The organism is Streptomyces sp. NPDC027185 (assembly GCF_055567035.1).
The window spans coordinates 26,417-47,272 of record NZ_JBVHRF010000014.1 but is presented as its reverse complement, the minus strand read 5'-3'; the positions used below and the strand labels follow the sequence as shown (position 1 = coordinate 47,272).

18 protein-coding genes are annotated in these 20,856 nt (G+C 71.9%); 15 read left to right on the top strand and 3 right to left on the bottom strand.

The features are described from left to right. Positions 1-387 precede the first annotated feature (387 nt). From ACZ4M8_RS29810 to ACZ4M8_RS29800, 3 genes are all read right to left on the bottom strand, one after another. Positions 388-963, bottom strand: a complete 576-nt coding sequence (locus tag ACZ4M8_RS29810; RefSeq protein WP_467613155.1) for a transcriptional regulator — start codon at positions 961-963, stop codon at positions 388-390. A 1,756-nt stretch (positions 964-2,719) separates the two neighbouring features. Beyond that, entirely contained in the window at positions 2,720-3,133 is a 414-nt protein-coding gene (locus ACZ4M8_RS29805) for a hypothetical protein (RefSeq protein ID WP_467613147.1), read from the bottom strand. A 793-nt stretch (positions 3,134-3,926) separates the two neighbouring features. Continuing rightward, complete coding sequence (locus ACZ4M8_RS29800; protein ID WP_467613144.1) at positions 3,927-4,151, bottom strand: hypothetical protein; 225 nt, start codon at positions 4,149-4,151, stop codon at positions 3,927-3,929. 22 nt (positions 4,152-4,173) lie between these two features. Between ACZ4M8_RS29800 and ACZ4M8_RS29795 the strand changes: the two genes are divergently transcribed. The 15 genes from ACZ4M8_RS29795 to ACZ4M8_RS29725 all read left to right on the top strand — a co-directional run bounded on the left by ACZ4M8_RS29795 (position 4,174) and on the right by ACZ4M8_RS29725 (position 20,849). Next, positions 4,174-4,485: a hypothetical protein gene (locus ACZ4M8_RS29795; RefSeq protein ID WP_467613141.1), complete on the top strand. Its 312-nt coding sequence runs from the start codon at positions 4,174-4,176 to the stop codon at positions 4,483-4,485. A 537-nt stretch (positions 4,486-5,022) separates the two neighbouring features. Continuing rightward, the gene (locus ACZ4M8_RS29790) at positions 5,023-5,856 is read left to right on the top strand and encodes a hypothetical protein (RefSeq protein WP_467613138.1); all 834 of its coding nucleotides are present in this window, start codon (positions 5,023-5,025) and stop codon (positions 5,854-5,856) included. Positions 5,857-5,964: 108 nt separating this feature from the next. Continuing rightward, complete coding sequence (locus ACZ4M8_RS29785) at positions 5,965-6,246, top strand: hypothetical protein (RefSeq protein WP_467613135.1); 282 nt, start codon at positions 5,965-5,967, stop codon at positions 6,244-6,246. A gap of 101 nt (positions 6,247-6,347) precedes the next feature. Continuing rightward, positions 6,348-7,271: a conjugal transfer protein gene (locus ACZ4M8_RS29780; protein WP_467613132.1), complete on the top strand. Its 924-nt coding sequence runs from the start codon at positions 6,348-6,350 to the stop codon at positions 7,269-7,271. Next, positions 7,268-7,582: a hypothetical protein gene (locus ACZ4M8_RS29775; RefSeq protein ID WP_467613130.1), complete on the top strand. Its 315-nt coding sequence runs from the start codon at positions 7,268-7,270 to the stop codon at positions 7,580-7,582. The genes ACZ4M8_RS29780 and ACZ4M8_RS29775 overlap by 4 nt, the downstream gene beginning before the upstream one ends. After that, entirely contained in the window at positions 7,579-8,154 is a 576-nt protein-coding gene (locus ACZ4M8_RS29770) for a hypothetical protein (protein ID WP_467613127.1), read from the top strand. Before ACZ4M8_RS29775 ends, ACZ4M8_RS29770 begins: the two co-directional genes overlap by 4 nt. Before the next feature lie 14 nt (positions 8,155-8,168). Continuing rightward, positions 8,169-10,700 carry an ATP-binding protein gene (locus tag ACZ4M8_RS29765; RefSeq protein ID WP_467613124.1) on the top strand — a complete coding sequence of 844 codons (2,532 nt, stop codon included), beginning with the start codon at positions 8,169-8,171 and terminating at the stop codon, positions 10,698-10,700. Then, positions 10,697-13,096, top strand: coding sequence for a hypothetical protein (locus ACZ4M8_RS29760; RefSeq protein WP_467613121.1), 2,400 nt, complete (start codon positions 10,697-10,699; stop codon positions 13,094-13,096). The genes ACZ4M8_RS29765 and ACZ4M8_RS29760 overlap by 4 nt, the downstream gene beginning before the upstream one ends. Further along, the gene (locus tag ACZ4M8_RS29755) at positions 13,093-14,076 is read left to right on the top strand and encodes a C40 family peptidase (protein ID WP_467613118.1); all 984 of its coding nucleotides are present in this window, start codon (positions 13,093-13,095) and stop codon (positions 14,074-14,076) included. The genes ACZ4M8_RS29760 and ACZ4M8_RS29755 overlap by 4 nt, the downstream gene beginning before the upstream one ends. Before the next feature lie 170 nt (positions 14,077-14,246). Further along, the gene (locus ACZ4M8_RS29750; protein ID WP_467613115.1) at positions 14,247-14,738 is read left to right on the top strand and encodes a hypothetical protein; all 492 of its coding nucleotides are present in this window, start codon (positions 14,247-14,249) and stop codon (positions 14,736-14,738) included. Continuing rightward, positions 14,735-16,981, top strand: coding sequence for a type IV secretory system conjugative DNA transfer family protein (locus ACZ4M8_RS29745; RefSeq protein ID WP_467613112.1), 2,247 nt, complete (start codon positions 14,735-14,737; stop codon positions 16,979-16,981). The genes ACZ4M8_RS29750 and ACZ4M8_RS29745 overlap by 4 nt, the downstream gene beginning before the upstream one ends. A 27-nt stretch (positions 16,982-17,008) precedes the next feature. Further along, the gene (locus ACZ4M8_RS29740; protein WP_467613109.1) at positions 17,009-17,983 is read left to right on the top strand and encodes a replication-relaxation family protein; all 975 of its coding nucleotides are present in this window, start codon (positions 17,009-17,011) and stop codon (positions 17,981-17,983) included. A 697-nt stretch (positions 17,984-18,680) separates the two neighbouring features. Further along, complete coding sequence (locus ACZ4M8_RS29735) at positions 18,681-19,274, top strand: hypothetical protein (protein WP_467613106.1); 594 nt, start codon at positions 18,681-18,683, stop codon at positions 19,272-19,274. Positions 19,275-19,501: 227 nt separating this feature from the next. After that, the gene (locus ACZ4M8_RS29730; protein WP_467613103.1) at positions 19,502-20,146 is read left to right on the top strand and encodes an ATP/GTP-binding protein; all 645 of its coding nucleotides are present in this window, start codon (positions 19,502-19,504) and stop codon (positions 20,144-20,146) included. 25 nt (positions 20,147-20,171) lie between these two features. After that, positions 20,172-20,849: an SAF domain-containing protein gene (locus ACZ4M8_RS29725; RefSeq protein WP_467613100.1), complete on the top strand. Its 678-nt coding sequence runs from the start codon at positions 20,172-20,174 to the stop codon at positions 20,847-20,849. The last annotated feature ends 7 nt before the right edge of the window (positions 20,850-20,856 follow it).

Here is a 20,856-nt window from a genome sequence, read left to right as displayed (position 1 = left end):
GCGCGCGGTCTGCTCCGCAGACACGACGCGCCGCCGCTACGCGGCGGAAGAAAAGAAATGCTCCGCATTTCCGTATTCCGGCTCCGCCGGAATACCCCAGCCAACTCCGTTGGCTGGTGCCCGAATTCGCTCCGCGATTCGGGCGAAAGGAATTCGCTCCGCGAATTCCTCGGCTGGCTACGGGGTGGGGCCTGGCCTTACGGGCCCTCTTCAGGTGGCTTTGACGGCCCGTCAATTCTCTGTCGGAGTGGCCCTGCTGAATCCGACCCATTTTCGATCAGGTGGCCATCATAAGTGAATGTCAATTCATTATGCAAGGCCTGAACGGTAATTACAGGCCGCATGATTTACCCCCCAGACGCCCCGTCAAGATCAGTGCCCCGGACCTCAGGCGGCGAAGCCGATGTTGGTCACGTACTCGTACGCACCGTAGTCACTGCCCAGCTCGACGGTGATGTCATCGAACCAGGCACGGTCGAGAGCATCCTCGTCGTGCTCCACCCACGCCTGGACCACGGCGTCCCAGTGACGCACATTCAACGTCCGGTAAGCCACCACCCGTTGCTGAGGCCGCGTGACCTGCGACTGGTTGAGCGGATGGAACTCCACCCGCGTACCACGCCCCTCACGGTTGAGACGGCCGAGCAGATACCGCGCGACATTCTTCCGCCGCACCGCCCGGTACACCTCCTCGATCCGCACCAGGTTCCGCCGGCTCGGGGAGCGCCGGCCATCCAGCCACGCCTTCAACGTACGGTCCGTCACCGCCAACCCCGCCTCCCGCGCAGCAGCACGAGCATGATCAGAACGCGTCAGATAATGCAGACGCGCCATCAAACCACGAGGCACCGTAACAGGAGTCGCAATGAACCCGGCCAACTTATCCAACTGCCGTGCCACCACCTCATGCCCCTTAACACCCTGGGCACCGAACTTACCGAACTCAACATTCCTATCCGGCACCTGACACCCCTTCCAGAACTCCATACCGCCTTCTACATACTACGCCAAAAGCAGACGCTGCTGGGGCGATGTATATACCTGCACGGCTTTCTCCTGCTGGAAATTCCCGGCAGGAAAAAGGAACAGCTTCCCGGAAAAATGACGGGGTCAAACCACGGAGACGAGCAGCCCACCGCGCGGGTGTTCGCCGGCGCCACTCCAGCGAACACCCGCACTCGATGCCCCGGCGAACCGACGGCCGGACAGCGGCGGCGCGGCAGGAACACGACTCCGCGCACCAGGCACAGCGGCGGCGCGGCGCACCCGGCCCGACGACGGCGCACCGACAGCACGGTCTCACCGACGCCGGAGGAGCACGACGAGCGACAGCACCGAGCACAGCCCCCAGACCGACGCGGCCACGCGGCAGCGGCACGGCGGCGGGCGGGACCTCCAGCTGAGCTGCTGCCCCTGGAGGGCCCCTCCCCCAGACCCGACCGGTCCGGAGCCGGACAAGGCCCGGCCCGCGCGGGCACCGGGCGCACCGCTGCACGGCCGCCTGGGCGACGACGGCCGGGCCCCGGACCACCCGCAGGTGTGGGTGCCGACGGCGGCCCGTTGGGCAGCCCCACCGCCCGACCCGGAGCACCGTCGGCTCGGGGGAGGCCAGCGTCACAACGACGACCGCCAGGCGCAGCACGACGCCGACGTACGACACAGCCGGACGCACCAGCACCGCGACCGGCGCGCGGGCCGTACGGACAGCTGAGAGGAGTACAGGCCCGCCGCCCGGCGCGGCGGGCGCGGAGGACCGGCATCGGCAACGCCTCGTATGACGCAGTGGGCAGGTGGTGGAGCGGGCCCCGGAACGGCTGGCAGGCACGCGGGCGACCGCCGCGCGGCAGCACGACGGCGCCGACAGCGGAACGGCAGCGGCGGCGGCCGGGCGACGGTCGGCAGCATTGGCGGGCCGGCGGTCGCTGCGCGACCGGCTGAACAGCACGGGACCGCGGTGCGCAACGACAGGACACGCAGCGGACAGCCGCGAGGCGGCCGGACGACGGAACGGCGGCAGCCCGGCGGCGGTCCAGCGGACGACGTTCAGCACCAGACGCGAGCACGGCCAGGCCACGGCGGACAGCCGAGGGACTGCGCGCAGCGGCGGCCGGGCAGCGCGCAGCGGCACAGCGACGGGCGGCAGCCGGGCAACCGGACGGCGGCACGGCGGACAGCGGAGACGGCCGGACGGCGGCTCAGCGGTGGTGGCGACGGCCCGGACGCGGCACCGGGCGCGGCGACCAGCACCTCGCCTCGGCGCGGGCAGCACCGAACCGGCGGACGAGCGGCAACCGGCCGCCGCGCCGAACCGGCCGCGGTCCAGCCAGGGCAGCGGCCGGAACAGACAGCAGAACGCCCTCGAAGACGGGGCCCGTGCTGGACCGTGTAGAGCACGGCAACACGACAGCACAAGGCGCGGCGGACAGGCACGGGCAGTTGCGCAGCCACGGCGGCGCCGGGTGGCGCCCCGGGTCACGACAACAACGTGGGAGCAGCGGCTCCGGACCAGGCACAGCCTCCGCGGAGCAACCGGCGGCCCAGCGGCCGCCCAGCCTGGCGACGGGACACGCGACGGCACAGCGACGGCATGGCGGCGGGCAGCCGACGGCATGGCGGCGGCACGGCAGCACGCCAGCGGGGCCGCAGCGATCAGGCGGCAGTTCATGCGGCCGCGGCCCCCGGCCGGGGCGAGGGGCCCGTACGGCTGAACGCTCTGTGATCAGCCGTTGAGCGGGGTGTCGTAGTGTGTCCATGGGGACCAGTTGCCGTTGTGGTCGCGGTTACGGCCCCAGTACTCGGCGCTCTGGTCGTAGTAGAAGACCCTGAAGGACCATCGGTCGCTGGTGTCGTAGTCATAGGCGTACGCTTTGCTCCACGCGTTTCCGCCCATGGACTGCCAGCGCGACCAGTCCCCGTCGGAGTCGGTCCAGCGGGTCCACACCGCATGGTCGGTGCCGACGATGAACTCCTGCTTCGTGCCGTTGGGGAGTTTGTAGCTGGTTACGCCGTACTCGCAGATGTAGGCACCGCCTCCGCGTGAGCAGCTGCTCGCTTCCGCCGGCGGGGCCACCACCGCGACGCTCGCGACGGCGGCGGCCGCGATCACGGCTGCCTTGAACTTACGGACTCGCATGACTTTCTCTCTTTCGACGTGCGATCGGCCCGTTCGGGCAGGAACGCGGTGCTAATGGCAGAACTTTCCACCACGCCGCTGTCGCCCCGCTGACTTCCTGCCGCCGTTCCTCTGACGCGCCGCGCCTCGGCCCCCTGCTCGATGCCGGAGGCGGCGTACGGCGGCAACTGCGGCGGCCCGGAGCGGCCGGGCGGCGAACGGGCGGGCGAGGCATGGACGGACCGGGGGTCGGCCCCCGGGCGCAGGCAGCGGGCAGCGGGCACCCGGGCCGGCAAAACCCGGCTAGGCGGCGGCCGGGACGGGCTCTCCGGCGGCGCGGCGACGAGCGGCGACACCGACCCGGCTGAGACCTGGCGGGACGGCGCCGCCAACAGGGACCGCGCCGTCAGTCACGGCCGGGGCAACACCGCCCGGCACGGCGACGGACCGACAGGGATACCACGCAGCCGCCCAACCCCTGGCACGGGCGGAGCCGAACCGCCTGCGGCCCGGCCAGGGCAGCGGACGGAACAGGCGGCACGACGCCTCGAAGACAGGCACTGTGCGGACACCCGCCTGCACAACCCGCCGCAACCGGGCGGGCAGCAACGGCGCCGGATACCCACAGCCGGTTCGAGGACCGAACGGAGCACAGCCGGGCGACGCACCCGCGCCGAAACGCTCCTCGACAGTGACAACGCGGCCCGGCCAACCAGCAGCAGCACGCCCCGGAGAGGCCCGTCCTGAGCGCAGGCAGCGAGACGGGCCCCGGACGCGGGCAGCGGACGGTACGACGGACGGAAGTCGGAGGGCGCTATCGGCGGCGCACGATCAGGCCTGCGACGGCCTCGAGGGCAGGGGGGATCGCCAGCACGGTGCCCACCGGCCCCGCGGCCCGGGGGTGCTCCAGGAGGACGTAGCCGACGGCACCGACCACCAGAAGCAGCACCACGGCCGCGAGGACGAGGAGGAGGTCCCGCAGTCCCGGATCCACCCCGGCGCCCGCCGCGGGGGCGGGGGCGGGCGAGGCCGGGGGCACGGGAACAGGCCCCGAGGGAGGCATGTCGCTGGTGCCGCTGCCCGCGACCGACTCGTTCGTGCTCCAGGCCGAGATCGACGAGAGCGACGGCGACATCGGGCCGACACCCGCCACCTACCAGGCTCTTGTCGACGACGCCTACGGCCTCGGAGTCGTCACGCCCAGCGGGCACGCGAAGAAAAGCGCCGTACTGCCACGAGAGCAGCTGCGGCACCGGCTCGCGGGCGCCGGAGCACGGACGCCCGCCTGGGCGTCGTCCTGGATCGGCCGGAGCGGGTGTGCCTCGACCTCGACGCGGCCCCCTGACGGGGTCACATACAGCCGGGTGATGTGAAGGACGCCGCAGAGTGACGGCAGGCCCTCTGCATGATCTTGGGAGAGAGAGCCTCTTCCTCCTCATTGAGGAAGAGGTGTCGGCTTCCCTGAACACATACCCATGACGGTTGAGCTGCGACGTTCCCCCTACGGCGGGGAGGCACGTGGTACTTCCCGTGGTACGCGAGGTGGAACTCGCGTTAGTGCCTGCGGTGGAATTCATGGTGGTACGCACGGTGGTACCGCATTTCGTGGTTACGCCCACAGCGGCGCCTCGGCAGAGCCGCGAGCTGGCGAGGGAGGCCGAACCGCGTCCTTCCTGTAGGGTCGCAGCGTTCGCTCGACCTGCGCTCTGAAGCGCGTTCTTGGCGGGGTGCGGGGAAAGCTGGTCTGCCCCAGCTCGGTCTGTGCGGATACCTCGCCGCATACCCCTGCCTCATACCCCCTTTGAGCTGGTGGTTTTCTTCTTCGGGGTAGGCGGGTTGGTAAGGGGCGCTGAGGAGAGTTCACGGCAGTCGATCCGAGAGGAGCTGCCGTGAACGCCGTACCGACGCTGGTGACACGTCTGAACGCCGAGTGGACGCAACTGTGCGCCGAGCGTGGCAACGGTGAGCGTGTACGTTCCTGGCTCCTCGCTGCCGGTGTTCTGAGGGAAGGCGAGGCTCCGGTCGGGCTGGATGAGCTGTGCACGGCGTTGAGGCGACGCTCCGATCTTGAGGGTTCGGACTTCAGCGATGCGTGGATGCGCGTGCTGCTGCACCAGGCGGCGGCGCCCGACGGGCGGGAGGCGCGGCTCGGTGCCCGCGTGCTGTTCCAGGCGATGCTGCCGTGCGCCCGGCGCATGATCCGCTCTACGCGGCGGCCCGGTGAGGACCTTGAGGTGGTTTCGCACCTGGTGGTCGCCTCCTTGTGGGAGGTGGTGCGCAGCTACCCGGTGGCGCGGCGGCCGCGGCGGATTGCGGCGGGGCTGCGGATGGAGCTGTGGCACCGCGTCTCGCGGGAGTTGCGACAGGAGCTGGCGCCCTCGGCGGAGGTGGGCGAGGAGCGGCTGGCGGAGTGCCCGGGCGAGGAGGAACCTCTGCGGGCTGCTGAGCAGGCGCTGCTGGTGCGGGCAGCCGAGCGGGTGGGGCTGCGGGGCGGGGTGGGGTCGGTGGAGGAGTTGGAGGGTGCGCGGGGCGAGATGGTCGCGCTGCTGGTGTGGGCGCTGGAGCGGGAGGTGCTCACGGCGGAGGCGGCTTCGGGGATCTGTGCGCATTACCGCGAGGGCGCGCCGCGGGATGCGGAGGCGGCGCGGGTGTTGGGGGTTACTCCGGTGGCGTTGCGGCGGCGGCGGAGTCGGGCGGTGGCGCAGTTGCGGCAGGTGGCGCCGCAGTGGGTCGAGGCGGCGTGAGAAGTCCGCTGAAGTTTTTCGGCTGCTGGTGTCACATCCGGGCTGGTCCGGCTCCCTTTCTCTCTGTGATGTGCGGGAGTCGTGCATCGGGTCAGCGGAGGAGTTGGCGTGACGCAGGAGCTGGGGCGTGAGGGAGATGCGGTGGAGTTGAGGGATGAGGAGCTGCGGCTGGTGGCGATTCGCCGGCGGGCGACGCAGCTGGCGGTGGCGTTGGTGACGGATCCGTTCGCGGAGGGCACCGATGCGCAGCTTCGGTTGTACGTGGAGCGGGATGCGGATGAGGCGCAGGTTCTTGTTCGGGAGGTGCTGGCGTTGCCGCCGGCGCGGTTGCGTGAGCGGATCGCGGAGCTGACGCGGGGCCGGTGGGTTCCGGGCGAGGCGATGTCATGAGGCGCCGGGTGAAGGAGGCGGAGCGGGGCGGAGCGGTGTCGGAGGAGTCGGTGGTGGCGTCGGATACGGGGTGGGCTGCGGGGCCTTTATCGACGGGGGCGTTGGCGAACTGGACGGCGGTGGTGCGGTGGGGGGCCTGGGGTCTGCTGTTGGCGGGTCCGCTGCTCGGTGGGTGGGCGCTGGCGTCGGCCGGTCGTCCGGTCGCCGCGTCGGTGCGCACAGAAGCGCCGCGGGTGCAGGGGGTGTCGGTGGATGCGGTGGCGCCTGCGGGTTTCGCGGAGTTGTACGTCGCGGCGTATGTCCGGGCTGGGGAGGGTGAGTCGGGTGTTGAGGAGCTGGCCGCGTTCTATCCGGCGGTCCGTTCGATGGTGTGGCCTGCGCGGGGCGTAGGGGGCGTTGCGGAGTCGGTGTCGGCGGTGCGGGTGCGGCAGGTCGCGTCCGGCTACTGGTCGGTGACCGTTGCCGCATGGGTGGCCGAGGGGCCGGAGAGCGGCGAGGGGCGGGTGCGGTACTTCCAGGTGCCGGTGCGCGGGGCGGGTGGTGGCGCGTGGGTTGCGGCGGCGTTGCCGGCTGAGGTGGCCGCGCCGGTGGGCGGTGCGGCTCCTGGGCTGTCGTACGGGTCGGCGCACGCGCCGGTGGCGTCGGACCCGGTGGTGCAGGCGCTGCGGGGCTTCCTGGGCGCGTATTTGACGGGGCGCGGTGAGCTGGATCGCTATGTGGCTGCGGGGACGCGGTTGCAGGCGGTGCGGCCTGCGCCGTATGCGGCGGTGACGGTGCGGCAGATCGCTGAGCACGGGCCGGGGCCGGCCGAGGGTGCCGAGAAGCAGACGCCGCCCGATGGTGTCGAGCGCCGGCTCCTGGTCGATGTCGACGGCGAGAGCGCGGCGGGTGTGTGGCCGCTGACGTACGCGGTCGAGTTGCGGGCGCGGGACGGGCGGTGGGAGGTCGTCGCGTTGGAGGCCGCCCCCGCGCTGGAGGCGTCCGGCCGTTCCGATTCTTCTTCTGAGAAAGGACAGGGCTCATGAGTGGGTTCGTGCAGGTGGCAGGGGCTATTTCCGATGCGAACGCTCTTGCTGGCGAGCTGAAGAACTTCTTTCTTGTGGGGGTGCTGGGGCTGATGTACGTCGGCTCGGTCGCCTTCGTGTGGGGGCAGACCAGGAGCTTGTTGAAGGCTGTGGTCGCGGCGCTCGGCGGGGCGGTGGTGTTGGCCATCGTCGTCAACATGACCACGCTGCGGGACAAGATCGGTGAGGATCTCAAGCACCCTGGTGGGACGGCGGCCCCGGCCGCCGTCCGGGTCGTCGACCGTGGCGGCGCGGTGGGTGGTGTCCGGTGAGCGCGGCAGCTCAGGTCGAGCCGATGGTGGGGCAGTGTTTCACCAAGGCGCGTCGGCACGCGCTCGTGGTGGGGCATTGGCCTGGGGGTGGCCGCATCTGGGGAGGCCCCTACACCGTCCCGCAGATCGTGGTCGCCGTGGTGGCGTTCGCGGCTGCCTTCGTCTCGCGCGGGCTGTGGGCGCACCACGGTCTGCTCGACGTGCTGGTGCTGATCGGTATCCCGTATGCCTTGGCCGTGGTGGTCGGGCGGATCCACATCGATGGGCGTAGTCCGCTGGCGGTCGCCGCCAGCGTGGCCGGCCTGGTGGCGGGTGGTGGTTCGGGCCGGTTGGAGGGCCGCTCGGTGCGGCGGGGGCGGCGTCGTGCGCTGCGTGGAGTGTGCACCCTCACCTGGCAGCCAGCCTCCGGCACCGGTGCGGGCGGAGTGGCTGCCGTGGCGGATCACGCAGCGCCGGTGCCGTCGGTTGCCGCTGTGCGGCCGGTGGAGGTGCGGGTGGCGTCCGGGGTCGGTGCGCTGCTCGCCGCCCGTCCCGAGGGTCTTTCGGTCGTGGCTGAACAGGGGCGGGGGTAGGGATGCGGGTTCCGGTGCGGCATGTCAGCGGCAACGTCATCTGGACCCGGCACGGGACGTGCTGGGCGGTGTGGCGGGTGGAGGGCAGCGGCCACGCGAAGTCCTCGCGCACGGTCAAGGAGCGGCGGCTTCGTGCGCTGGAGGGGCTGGTCAAGCAGCTGCGGGGGGAGGCGATGTTGTTGTCGCTGTGCCCTCAGGTCGACCCCGCCTCGGTGGTGCGCCAGATGACCGAGGGCGTCGATCTTGCTGCCAGTGAGCGCTACGCGCAGCTGGCGATGAGGGTGTGGGACCAGCTGGAGTGCATGGAGCTGACGAGCCGGGCGGACTGGCTGGCCGTCCCGCTGCCCGCGGGGACGCGGGCGCAGGCCGCGGGCGGTGCGGTGGCGGCGGCGCGCGCGGAGATGGCCTTGCAGCTGGGTCTACTGCCCGCGCCCGTCAGCGCCCGTGAGGAGAACCGTCGGATTCAGCAGGCGCAGGCGCTGGCCGCGTCGTGGCCGTCGACGGTCGGGCTGCGTGCCGCGAGTGAGGCGGAGATTTTGTGGATCTACGGGCACAGTGCTCGGCGCGGGGTGCTGGAGCCGTTGCTGCCCGAGTCCGGGCAGGGCGCTGGTCGGGGTCGCGGGCGGGGGGCTGCGGCCTTGGGCCAGGTCGTCCTGGCGGAAGGCGCCGCCCCCGCCGCCGGCGGTGATGACGAGGGTGAGGGGGTGTCGGGGCAGGGGGTGTTCGGGCGGCGCTGGCTGCAGGTGGCCACCGAGTGGGGCGAGTCGTACCAGACGTTCTTGTCGCTGGCCGAGATGCCGGAGCGGTTCGTCTTCCCCGGCTCCGAGTACCTCGCGGCGCTCGATGAGTTCGCGTTCCCGGTGGACTGGGTGATGCGTCTGAAGGTCACCCCTGGGGCGGTGGCCGATGCCAAGGCCCGGCGGTCGGCCGATGAGCTGGCGAACCAGCCCGGGGAGTACGAGGGGGAGGCCGCGGGCGTGCCGTCCCACGTGCACGAGGCGGCTGAGAGCATGCGTGACTTCCGCAGCGCGGTGACCCGCTCGAAGGCGGAGGTCGAGGTGCAGGCCATGGGCACGCTCTGCGTCTGGGGGGCTACGCCGGCCGAGGCCGAGGCCCGCGCCGCCGACCTCAAAACGCACTTCGGAGAGAGTGACTACACCTTCGTGCGCCCTCTCGGGGAGCAGGAGCGGCTGTTCTACGGGATGCTGCCGGGTGCCCGTACGCCGAAGGTGATGCTGTCGTACGCGCAGGTGTTGCTCGCGCGGGACTTCGCGATGGCCGGTCCGTTCGCGGGTTCGGCGCTGGGCGACGGCCGGGGGCCGTTGTACGGGCTGCAGTTGGCCGGTGGTGGCACGCGGCCGGTGTTGACGGACTGGTCGCTCGGGCCGCAGAAGGCGGCGTCCGCGTCGGCGGCGTTCATCGGGGAACTCGGCGGCGGCAAGAGTGTGGCGATGAAGTCGGCCGTCTACGCCGTCCTCGCCGCGGGCCGCAGGACGGCGCGGGTGGGCAGCCGGGGCCGGGCGGTCATCGTCGACCGGACGCCGCAGCAGGAGTGGCGGCGCTTCGCCGAGGCGTGCCCCGGCACCACCCAGGTCATCACGATCGACGGCCGGGCGACGGTCTCCCTCGACCCGCTGCGTACGATCAGCGACCGTGCTCAGGCGCATCGCCGTACCGAGAGTTTTTTGACGCTGTTGCTGGGGATCGCCCCGATGAGTGACCAGGGTGTCGCGCTGTCGGAGGCGATCGAGGCGGTGCTGGCCGGTGCGGCGCCGTCCATGGCGGCTCTGATCGCGGAGCTGGATGAGCGCGGCGGGCGGGATGCGGCCTCGCGGGGCGTTGCGCGCAAGCTCGCCTCGGTGGCCCGCAAGGACCTGTCCCGGACGGTCTTCGATCCCGCGCTGCCGGTGGTCGACACCGCGGTGGCTGACACGGTGGTCTTCGCCACCGCCAACCTGGCGCTGCCCAAGGAGCATGAGCTGGCCGCCGACCGGCTGGCGACGCTGGAGTTCGAGAAGAGCTTCGGCCGGGCGGCATTCTATCTGATCGCGGTGCTGTGCCGGGAGGTCTGCTACGCCGACCCGCGCGAGTTCTGTGTGGCGGTGTGGGACGAATGCTGGTGGTTGACTACCTCCAGCCCTGAGGGCATGGGCCTGCTGCTGGAGCTGGTGCGTGACGGGCGCAAGCACAACGCCGGTGTGCTGGTGGGCTCGCACGACGCCGAGGACATCGGGCCGGAGTCCTCCACCATGGGGCAGGTCATCCGCGGGCTGTTCCCGAGGAAGTTCCTCTTCCGGCAGACGGACGTCACCCTCGCCGAGCGGGGCCTTGAGTTCCTCGACCTCGATGCGGGTGATACCGAGCTGGTGGAGCTGGTCACCACCGGGCTGTCCCCGGTGCACGTCTCGGATGAGGTGCGGGCGCAGCGGGCCGGGGAGTGCCTGCACCGGGACTTGTACGGGCGGGTCGGCGGGATGCAGGTGGTCATCCCCGCCGACGAGGCGGCGGCTGCGGCGATTCACTCCGACCCGGCGTTGACGGCATGACGTGGCGGCGGGTGGTGTGGCGGCTGCTGTGGGTGTGGGTTGCCGTGGCGGTGGCTGTCGGCGCGGCGGCCGGGCCCGCCGCCGCCGCGCCCGCGCCCGTTCCGTCGGTGACGGCCGACGTGCAGCCTCCCGCCCCGGCCGGGGCCGAGGGCTCCGGTGCGGCGGGGGCTCAGGGCGGCGTCGCGTACGAGGACACGGAGGCGGGGAAGGAGGCTGCGCGGAAGGCGTTGCGGGAGCAGAAGGAGAGCCTGCGCGAGAAGCTGCGGAAGTTGGGCATCGGGCAGGACGACCTGCTCGACAGCTTCCATGTCACCGACGAGCACGGCATCCCGATCTCGGCGTTCGCGGTGGATTCCGACAGCGGTGAGTGGTCCGACTGGGACCTGAAGGTCGAGGCGTGGCTGACGAGCCTGCTGTTCATGGGCTCCAAGTGGCTGGTGGGGTTTGCCTGTTGGCTCATCGCCTGGGCGCTGGGGTTCAAGCTGGCCATGTTGCTCCTGAAGCCGGCCATGGCGGTCTCCGACTCCCTTTACAGCAGTGTGGTGCTGCAGATCGGGCTGCCGGGGTTGTTCCTCGCCTTCAGCGGCACCGTCGCGGCCTGGCACCTGCTCTTCGGGAACCGCTCGCGCGGATGGGGCGAACTCGCCGCGTCACTGCTGGTTTCCGCGCTCGCCGTCACCAGCCTCGCCTCGCCGCCGCAGGCGCTGCTGGGCGCGGACGGTGCGGTGGGTAAGGCCCGCGATCTGGGGGTGGCGGTGGCCGCCGTCGTCATGGGCCATGAGGACCCCACCGGTCGCGGCACGGCGGACACCGTCGCCCAGATCACCACCCCGCTCACCGACGAGCTGGTGCGGGCCTTCGTGGTGCAGCCCGCGCAGGTCCTCACCTACGGGCAGACGTTCACCGATGGCACCAAGGACAAGTGCGCGTCCCGGTTCACGTGGTCGCGGATCGATGCCGCCTTCGTGAGTCAGAAGGTCGCCGAGCAGACCAAGCAGCTCAAGGAGATTCCCGGCGCCGGCAGCCTCCTTCTGCCCGGTGTGGGCGGCAAGATCGACGATGTCGTCAGGGACAAGGCCATGCAGTGGGGTCTGGACACCTTCGGCACCAAACCCGACGCCGCGTTCGAGAAGGCGTGCGTCAGTGGTGACGCGAAGAAGGCGAAGCGGGCGTCGGTGGACAAGCTCGCCGGGGCCTTCTTCATGCTGCTGGCGACCCTGCTGGTCTGCGTCCTGCTCATCGGACTCGCCGGGAGCTACCTGGCCGCTCAGGTGATGCTCGGCGCCGAAGCGGCGCTGCTGCGCTGCGCGCTGGTCGCCGGCACGCTGCCCGGGCCCGGGCGGGCCTGGCTGTGGTCGCGTGGCGCTGCCATCGCCCGCGGCCTGGCCCTGCTGATCGTCCTGGTCACCGGGCTCGGGGCGTTCGTCGTGGCGGTGACGGCCGTGGTCTCCGCCGCGCCGCAGGACCTTCCCGGCGGGATCGTCGTCCGCTTCGTCACCGTCGACATCCTGTGCGTCGGCGTCCTCCTCTTCCGCAAGCGGCTGGTCCACCGGTCGCAGCAGATGGCCGCCCGTATCAAGCACCGGCTGGGCAGCTCGCCGCTCGGTGGTGCCGCCCCGGCCGGTCTCACCGCCCCTGCGGGGGGACGGCGGGGCGGTCTCGGCAAGATCGTGGGCGCCGGGCTGATGCTCGGCGCGATGGCCGCCACCGGCGGCGCGGCCGGGGCGCTGGGTGGCGTCGGCCGCGCCGGCAGCGCCCGGGCGCTCAGTGCCCGCTTCGCCCAGGGCGCGGGCCGCCTGGCGCGCGGCGCCCAGCGGACGGTGCGGGCCGGGACCCGGGCGGGGGTACGCGCGGGGCGGTTCGGGCTGAAGTATTCCGCCGGTCTCCCGGTGTACGGGCCGCGGGCGGTGCGCCGGGCGACGGCGGCGGCGCAGGCGGTGCCCGGTCAGGTCCGTACCTCCGCCGCCCAGCTTGCGGAGCGTCTCGAGGCCGCCCGGGCTGTGCACGAGCCGGTGGTGCGGGACTTCGCGCAGGAGTACTGGCACGGTATCGGCGGACGGTGGGTCCACAACCGCGTACGGGCCCACCGTGGCCTACCGCCGGTGGCGCCCCGGCCCCGCCGGGCAGCCCGCCCGGCCGCCGGTGCGGCGGCACGGCCGTCCGCCCGCCGGCCCTTCGCTCCAGCCGCCTCGGCGGCACGTCCGCAGCGCACCCGGCGGCAGCAGATGGTGCCGCAGCGGCCTCTCACCCCGCCGGCGTCCAGCCAGCAGGCGAGCCTGCAGCAGCGCCTGCACCGCATCCGCACCCGCTCCGCCGCTGCCCGCGCCCCGCTCACCCCTCCGGCGCCGCGTCGCCAGCCCGCACCACCCCGGCCCGGGCCCCGGGGGCGGGCATGAAGAAGACCACCGCCGCGGCGGGTGTCGGTCTGGGCGGTACCGCGATCGCGTTGATCGGGGTCCTGGTGCTGTTCATCGGGACCGTCGCCAGCGGCGCCGCCGGACACCTGCGGAGCCAGGAGGCGACGGCAACGGAGCCTGTCGTCCAGGGCGGGCAGGTCGCCGATATCCCGGCGAACATGCTGGTCCTGTACCGGAAGGCGGCACCGGCGGCCTGCCGCGGGCTGGACTGGTCCGTGCTCGCCGCCATCGGCAAGGTCGAAACCGACCACGCCCGGCACCCCACCATGCGCTCCTCGGCCGGTGCTGTCGGGCCGATGCAGTTCCTGCCGTCCACGTTCACCGCGTACGCCTACCCGGTGCCGCCGGGCGGCGCGAGCCCGCCCACTCCCTGGGATGCGGCCGACGCCGTCTACGCCGCGGCGCGGATGCTGTGCGCCGACGGCGCCAAGTCCGGGACTGCCCAGGGTCTCTACCGCGCGGTCTACGCCTACAACCACGCCGACTGGTACGTGCAGAAAGTCCTCGCCCAGGCCCACGCGTACGCGGCGGCACAACCTGCCGACGGCCCGGTCTCGGGCCGGGAGGGGGCGTCTTCCGGGGCCAGCGCGATCGTGGCGGCGGCCCTCACCCAACTCGGTGTCCCCTACGTCTGGGGCGGCGGCACCGTGCACGGGAAGAGCGGCGGAGGCTTCGACTGCAGCGGCCTGACGTCGTACGCCGTGTACCGGGCCACGGGCGGCAGGGTGGCGTTGCCGCGCACCTCGCAGGAGCAGCGGCACGTCGGGACGCCGGTCTCCCGCGCGCAGATGCGGCCCGGTGACCTCATCGTGTTCAACAAGGACAACTGGGGCCACGTCGGTATCTACGCCGGTGGTGGCCGCATGGTCGATGCCCCGCGGCCGGGGAAGTCGGTGGAGGTCATCAGCCTGTCCGGGTACTGGGAGCAGTATGCCTGGGACATCCGCCGCGTCGCCTGACTGGCTTTGTACACGAGACTCTTCGCGTACAGAGCCAGCCTGACCGTGCCCGCGCCCCATCGGTCTTCTGTCCGGCAGTCATGGAAAAGGTCGGGGTGCGGTGTCACATCGGGGCCTGTTCGTCTCCCTCTCCTTACTGAGCGGCGTGGTGCCGCTGGTGAGGAGGCGAGATGTCCAACATCCTTCCGCGGTCGTCGGAGGTCTGGGACTGGGTGCTGCGGCTGCTGGGAAGCGGTCTGGCGCATCTGTGGTGGATCGCTCTCGCGGCGCTGGTCGCCCTGGTGGTGTGGGGTGCGGGCGCGGTGTGGTGGCGGCGGCGTGCGGTGCGGGAGCTGGCCGACCGTGCGCGCGTGGAGCTGGTTCCGGCTGCCACCTTCGTCCCGGAACTGCCGGAGGTGGGCCGGGTGGCGGGACGGCTGGCCAGCGTGCGGGCGGCGAGCGGGTTCCTTCCGCGGCGGGCCGCTGCGGTCCGGGTCCGCGTCACGGCCGGTGACGAGGGGGTCCTGCATTACGGCTGGGAGGGTCCGAGGCGGGCGGAGGGTGTGCTACGGCTGTCCGGGTACCGGCGGGTGGAGGCCGTCACCCCGTGCCACCGTGCCAGCCGGCGGCGCCGGATCCGGTTCGTCGACGCCGCGCCGCTGAAGCGGGGTGGCTCGTGGTGAGCGCCGTTCACCTGACCAAGTCCTCGGGCCTGACAGCCTCGCAGGACGAGCGGGCCGGGCGGGGCCGTGGTGCGGGCGGGCCTTGCTACGTGGCGCGGGCGGAGCTGGTGCTGGCGGGGCCGGACCATCGGCCGCTGGGGAAGCCGGGGCTGGACCCCGATCCGCTGGAGCACCTGGCGACGGTCTTCGCTCAGGTGCGGACCGAGGCCGGTGAGGAGGCCGAGCTGGTCGTCGACCTGCTCCCGGTGCCCGATGCGCAGGTGGCGCGGCGGCGGCGTGCTCTGATCCGGCGTACCGGGCGGCGGGGTCCGTCGGCGTACGGCGAGCAGCTCACGACGGGCCACGGCGGCGTGGTGGTGGACGTGCTGCGCGGCGGCCTGGGCATGACCGGTGCGGGTAGTGGCGGGCAGGGGCCGGTACGGGTGCCGCGGCAGTCCGATCTGTCCGAGGGCGTGGGGAAGTTCACGCCGGGTGCCGAGGTGGTGTTCGCCGTGCAGGTGTTGGTGCGGTGCGTGGCGCGGCATCCGCAGCAGGCGCAGGCCCGGCTGCATCAGATGCTGGCGGCGCTGGAGGCGTTCAGCGGCGAGAACCGGTTCGTGCCGGTGGGCCCGAAGCGGGGTTGGTGGCGCGGGTACTCGAACGTGTGGTGGCTGCGGCGGAGCTTCGACCGGCGGCTGGCGCGGGGGGACTTCGCGCCGCGGCGGCGGCAGTGGGTGACGTGGCCGGAGATCGCCGGGCTGCTCAAGCCGCCCACGGCCCGATGTGACGCGCCGAACGTGGCGCGGTGCGGTGGCGTCGTTCCGCCGGCGCCGTCCGCGCTGCCGACGTGGCGGGGGCAGCGCGATGTGCTGCCGCTGGGCTTGGTGACGGGCCCGGACGGCACGGAGCGGCTGGCCGGGGCCCCGGCGGCCGATGTGCTGTTCGGGGCGTTCTACGGCAAGTCCGGGTTCGGGAAGACGGAGATGGGCCTGGTGCAGTGCCTCGCCCGCGCGTACGCGGGTGACGGCTGCTGGTTCCTCGACCCGCACGGCGCGGCGTGGCAGCGGGCCCGCCCCTACCTCGCGCACCCCGCCGTCGCGGGCCGGGTGTGGGAGATCAACCTGGCCCGGCCGGCCCTAGAGGACACGATGGCCTGCTGGAACCCGCTGTCGATGGAAGGCCGGGCCGTTGAGGAGGTCCAGGACGTCGTCGGCTCGGTCGTGGGCGCGATCGCGTCCGCGCACGCCTGGGGGGAGAACGCGACGCGGGCGCGGACGATCCTCTCCAGCGCGGCGCGCACCCTCGCCCACCTCGCCCACCACCTCGTGCGCACGGGGTTTCCGCAGCTGCAGCCGACGGTCTTCCAGATCCGCACCCTGCTGGAGGACGAGGAGTGGCGCGAGGCGGTACTGGCGGTCCTCGACCCGCAGGAGGCGACGTTTTGGCGCCGGTCCTTTCCCGACATGGAAGCCGCCGCCCGCAACCCGGTGACCAACGCTCTCTACCGGCTGGACAACTCCCTGTCCCTGAAGGCGTTCCTCGGGTCCCCGCGGTCGGCGTATGACGTGCGGCGGGCGATGGACGAGCGGCAGGTCGTGTTCGTGTGCCCGTCCGGCACCGGTGAAAGCGACGACCTGGTCACCGCGCTGCTGCTGTTCGACCTGTTCCGGGCCGGGATGTCGCGCGCCGACACCGCGGTGGAGGACCTGGCGACGTACTGGGCATGGGCGGACGAGCTGACAGCGGTCGACGGCGCTTCCCACGGGCACATCGCCAAGATCCTGGAGCAGCTGCGCAAGTTCGAGGTGCGGTTCATGGGGATGACGCAGATGGCGATGCGGCTCTCCCCCGAGACCCGCGGCGCCCTCATGCAGAACCAGTCGCTGCTGTCGGCGACGGCCGCCGACTTCGACGAGGCCGGTTTCGTCGCCCGTCGCCTGCCCGGCATCGATCCGGAGACGGTGCTGGGCCTGGACAAGTACGAGTACATCCAGTCCGTCATGCTCCGCGGCAAGCGCACCGCGCCCTTCCGGGTGCGCGGCGTGCCGGTCGACGAGGTCTTCGCCGACTACCGCAACGAGGCGGGGCTTCCGGCGCTGGATGCGGCGATCGACGCGAACCTGCGCCGCCGCACTGTCGGCGAGATCCTCCAGACCCAGCGCGGCCTCGACGACGCGATCCTCGCCCACCTGTCCGCCGCCCGGCCGCCGTCCCCGGCCGGAGGCGGGGGCGACGTCGTCGTCCGCACCCTCCGCCCCCTCTGATCTGACCTCTTTCCGAAAGGCGCGCCCATGCCACGTCCGCGATTCCTCGACTCCACCGACCGGGGCCTGTCCACGCTCGCGCAGGAGATGCTGCCGGTGCTCTACCGCCACCGGTTGCTGACCGCCGGCCAGCTGACGCGGCTGCTGCGCCCGGAGGCGACCTCCACCCGCTACGTGCGGCGGCAGCTGGAGATCCTGCACGCGCGAGGGCTGGCCTCCGCATCGGTGCGCCGCACCAACCGCGCCGGAGAACTGCTGTGGTATGTCACCGCTCTGGGGTGTGAGGTCGTCGAGGGCGGCGGGGAACTCTCGCCGCGGGCCTACCGGATGACCGAGGAGGCCGCCGCCAGTGTGCTGCAGGAGCACACCGTGGCGGTCAATGAGACGGGGCTCGCCTTCGTCGAGCACGCCCGGCGGCTGGGGGACGAGTGCGGGCCGTTGGACTGGGACCCCGAAGTCGCCCACCGCTTCCGCGACGGCGCCGGCGACGAGGCGTTGCTCGTGCCCGACGCCGTGCTGCGCTACGTCCACACCACGGCGGCCAGCGCCGACGACGGCGGGCAGCGGATGCTGCTGACGTTCTTCTGCGAGATCGACCGGGCCACCATGAGCATCGCCCGGCTGGCCGCCAAACTGCACGCCTACGCCCGCTACGCCCGCTACATCCCCCAACCGGCAGCGGGACGGCGGCGCGCGAAGAGCGGCGGGGCCCGCCGGGAGGCATGGCGCGACCGCTACCCGGCCTTCCCACGCGTCCTCCTCGTCCTCGACGGCGGAGATGAGCGGCAGCTGGCGCGGCGGGCGGACGACCTGCGCGCGCTGGCGGGCGCGGACGCCCGCCTGCAACCAGCCGCAGCGGACCTGAGAGCGGGCGTGACCACCCTCGACCAGCTGCAGCGCTACGGGCCGTTCGCGCCGATCGTCACACCCGTCCTCCGCGACGCCGCGCCCGGCGACGTCCTCCTGCGCACCCCGACCACGGCCGCCCCGGCCACCGTCTGACCACCTGGAGACACCGTGTTCCGCTTCCTCCGCCGCCACCGTCCCGCGCCCGCCCCGTCGTACCCGGTCATCAACCTCACCGCGTTCGCCGACCGGCACGCCGAAGCCTGCTCCGACGTCGCCCACGTCACCCTTCCGCTGGGGCCGCTGATCACCGAGATAGTCTCCCTGCACACCCACACCCGGCACCTGGCCTGGCTGTCCGAACGCGACCGACGTCCCGAGGACTACCAACACCTGGCTCTCTCGATCATCCGTCAGCTCCTGGCGGGCACCACCAGACCGATGGCCGCGGCACGCTGGACGACCTGCTCACCGGCGCTCTCCCCGCGAAGGACGACTTCCCGCCGAAATCCAGTCCGCTCTCCGATACCGACGGCTCTGGCATATGCGAGCTGGAAGAATCGGTGCCCCATCCGGCCCCCGGACCGATGCTGCGCTGTGGAACAGACGGCCGGTGAGAGCAGCAATGGCCCCGCGCTCGCCCCGCGGCACACTCCGCGGCCCCTCCGCTGGTCGGCGGGTGCATCGGGCGCGAATCGGCGTTCGGAAACAGACTTCATGGTTTGCTTATTCACCTGTAAGGTGCAGGACAAGCCACCCGGATGGCTCATAAGCCCCTCACCGGCGAGCACCTGCACAAGCGTCAGCACACGGGAAAACACCGGAAAGAAGCCGGTAGGACGGGGAGAGGCCGATGCGGACCACGCAGACCCGGACGTCGATCCGAAACAGCGCGACCATGCTGTTTATCGCCGGCGCCGTCACGCTGACAGCAACCTCGTGCAGCACCGGCTCACCGGACAGCAACGCGAAACCGACGCCCGCCAAGACCGCGAGCAGCGGCCCGGCCTCCCAGAAGAGCCCTGACCCTCAGGATGCCGACAAACAGGATGTCCTCGGCACCTACAAGAAGTTCTGGGCGGAGCAGACGAAGGCGTATGCCCAGGCCAGCATCACCGGCACAGATCTGAAGAAGTACGCGACCGCAGACGCCCTGGCTGACGCGGAAGGGGACGTCGCCTCCTTGAAGCGGCTCGGTGTGGTGGCGACCGGCAAACCCGAGATCGCTCCGAAGGTGACCGACCTCGCCCTTTCCAAGAAGGTGCCGGCGGCCACCATCACGGACTGCCTCGACGTCTCGCACTGGCGGCGCATCGAGAAGAAGACCGGCAAGGAAGTACCTCGCGGAAGCAAGACGCTCAGCCGGTACGCCACGACCGTTCAGGCCGAAAGGTGGGGGAAGCAGTGGATGATCCTCAAGGTCACCCCGCAGCAACACGCCTGCTGAGGCTGTCCCTCGCCGCCGGTTTCGCCCTCCTGCTGAGCGTCCCCTCCGTGGCACGTGCTGACGACTCGCCCGTCGTCGGGAGCGGCGACTGCGCAGGAACCGACAAGTTCGTCACGGTGTGCGCAGTGGATCCGGAGAGCCTTCCGGACCGGGCTCCGCAAGCAGCTACCCACACGAAGAAGGACGGCGGTAGGAAGCAGGCCGCAGCGCCAGCTCTGTGTCACGTGGTGCCGCTCGATCCTCAGCCGCCGGTCGGCAGTGCGCTGTGGGAGGGCCACCGGCCGGGCGACGGCAAGATCTACCAGCGGAACTGTCCGTACAACAGCGGTGACAGTGTCGCGCCGGCCGCGATGACCCGGACGTTCTGGGCGAAGAACCCGCCGCCCGCCAAGACCGTGGACCCAGTGGTCCTCGCCCGGCAGGCGGTGGACCGCATGAAGCTGTCCGGGCCGGAGATCGGCATCGCCCCGAAGCCATCCGGCAAGGGGCTGGTCGGGCTTCCCGTGTGGATGTGGACGGCGAGGACGGCGGAAGCGTACGGGCCGAACTCGGCCTCGGCCACCGCTGGTCCGGTCACCGTCACGGCGACGGCGACGGTGTCGAAGATCGTGTGGGACATGGGTGACGGCGAGTCGGTCACGTGCACCGGCCCCGGCACGCCGTACGAGCCGTCCTTCGGTAACAAGGCATCTCCCGACTGCGGCCATCGCTACCGCCACTCCTCCAAGGACGAGCCCGGTAAGGCGTATCCGGTCACGGCGACATCGACGTGGACGATCGACTGGCGCGGCGGGGGGCAAAGCGGCCAGCTCACCCAGTCCCGTCAGTCCCGCACTCAGGTCACCATCGGCCAGCTCAAGGTCCTCAACTGAGGACTACACGCACGGAAGGTCGCACGTGAAGAACCCCGCCCCTCAGATCCCCGCCCCTCCGTCCGCGACGCCGGTGCGTGCCGAGACGCCGATCGCGGCCGGCCCCGCCCCCCGGCGCCGCAAGCGGTCGGTGATGGCCCTCGGCGTGCTGCTCGTCCTCGCCGGGGTGCTGGGCACGTCGGTGCTCGTTCGCAGTGCCGGTGACCGGGTCGATGTCCTGGCGGTGGCCCGCGATGTGCCGGCCGGTCAGGAGATCACCGCTGCGGACCTGACCACCGCGGCCTTGCCCGCCGACCCGGCGCTCGCGCCGGTGAAGGCCAGTGAGAAGAACACGGTGGTCGGGCGGCGGGCCACGGCGGCGCTGCACCGCGGGGAGTTGCTGACCGGCGCGCAGTTCCGCGGCGGGCGTCTGCTGCACGCGGGGCAGGACCTGGTGGCCGTGGAGGTGCAGCGGGGCTCGGCGCCCGCCGATGCGCTCTCCCCCGGTGACCGGGTGAAGGTCGTCTCGACGCCGGGGAAGGACGAGACCGTCTCGAAGGCGGTCTCGCCGGATGCGCTGGAGGCCCGAGTCGTCAAGGTCGGGGTGCCCAACGCGTCCGGGGCGGTGGTCGTGCAGGTCGCGGTGGCTTCCACCGACAGTGCGCAGTTGGCGGCGCGGGCGGCGACGGGGCGGGTGGCGTTGGTGCTCGCGGCGGAGGGCTGACGGGTGC

Bases quoted from the DNA above. Each gene is read 5' to 3' on its own strand.
- ACZ4M8_RS29750 (WP_467613115.1), top strand. From the start codon at position 14,247: ATGTCCAACATCCTTCCGCGGTCGTCGGAGGTCTGGGACTGGGTGCTG.
- ACZ4M8_RS29795 (WP_467613141.1), top strand. From the start codon at position 4,174: ATGTCGCTGGTGCCGCTGCCCGCGACCGACTCGTTCGTGCTCCAGGCC.
- ACZ4M8_RS29775 (WP_467613130.1), top strand. From the start codon at position 7,268: ATGAGTGGGTTCGTGCAGGTGGCAGGGGCTATTTCCGATGCGAACGCT.
- ACZ4M8_RS29760 (WP_467613121.1), top strand. From the start codon at position 10,697: ATGACGTGGCGGCGGGTGGTGTGGCGGCTGCTGTGGGTGTGGGTTGCC.
- ACZ4M8_RS29805 (WP_467613147.1), bottom strand. From the start codon at position 3,133: ATGCGAGTCCGTAAGTTCAAGGCAGCCGTGATCGCGGCCGCCGCCGTC.
- ACZ4M8_RS29740 (WP_467613109.1), top strand. From the start codon at position 17,009: ATGCCACGTCCGCGATTCCTCGACTCCACCGACCGGGGCCTGTCCACG.
- ACZ4M8_RS29735 (WP_467613106.1), top strand. From the start codon at position 18,681: ATGCGGACCACGCAGACCCGGACGTCGATCCGAAACAGCGCGACCATG.
- ACZ4M8_RS29755 (WP_467613118.1), top strand. From the start codon at position 13,093: ATGAAGAAGACCACCGCCGCGGCGGGTGTCGGTCTGGGCGGTACCGCG.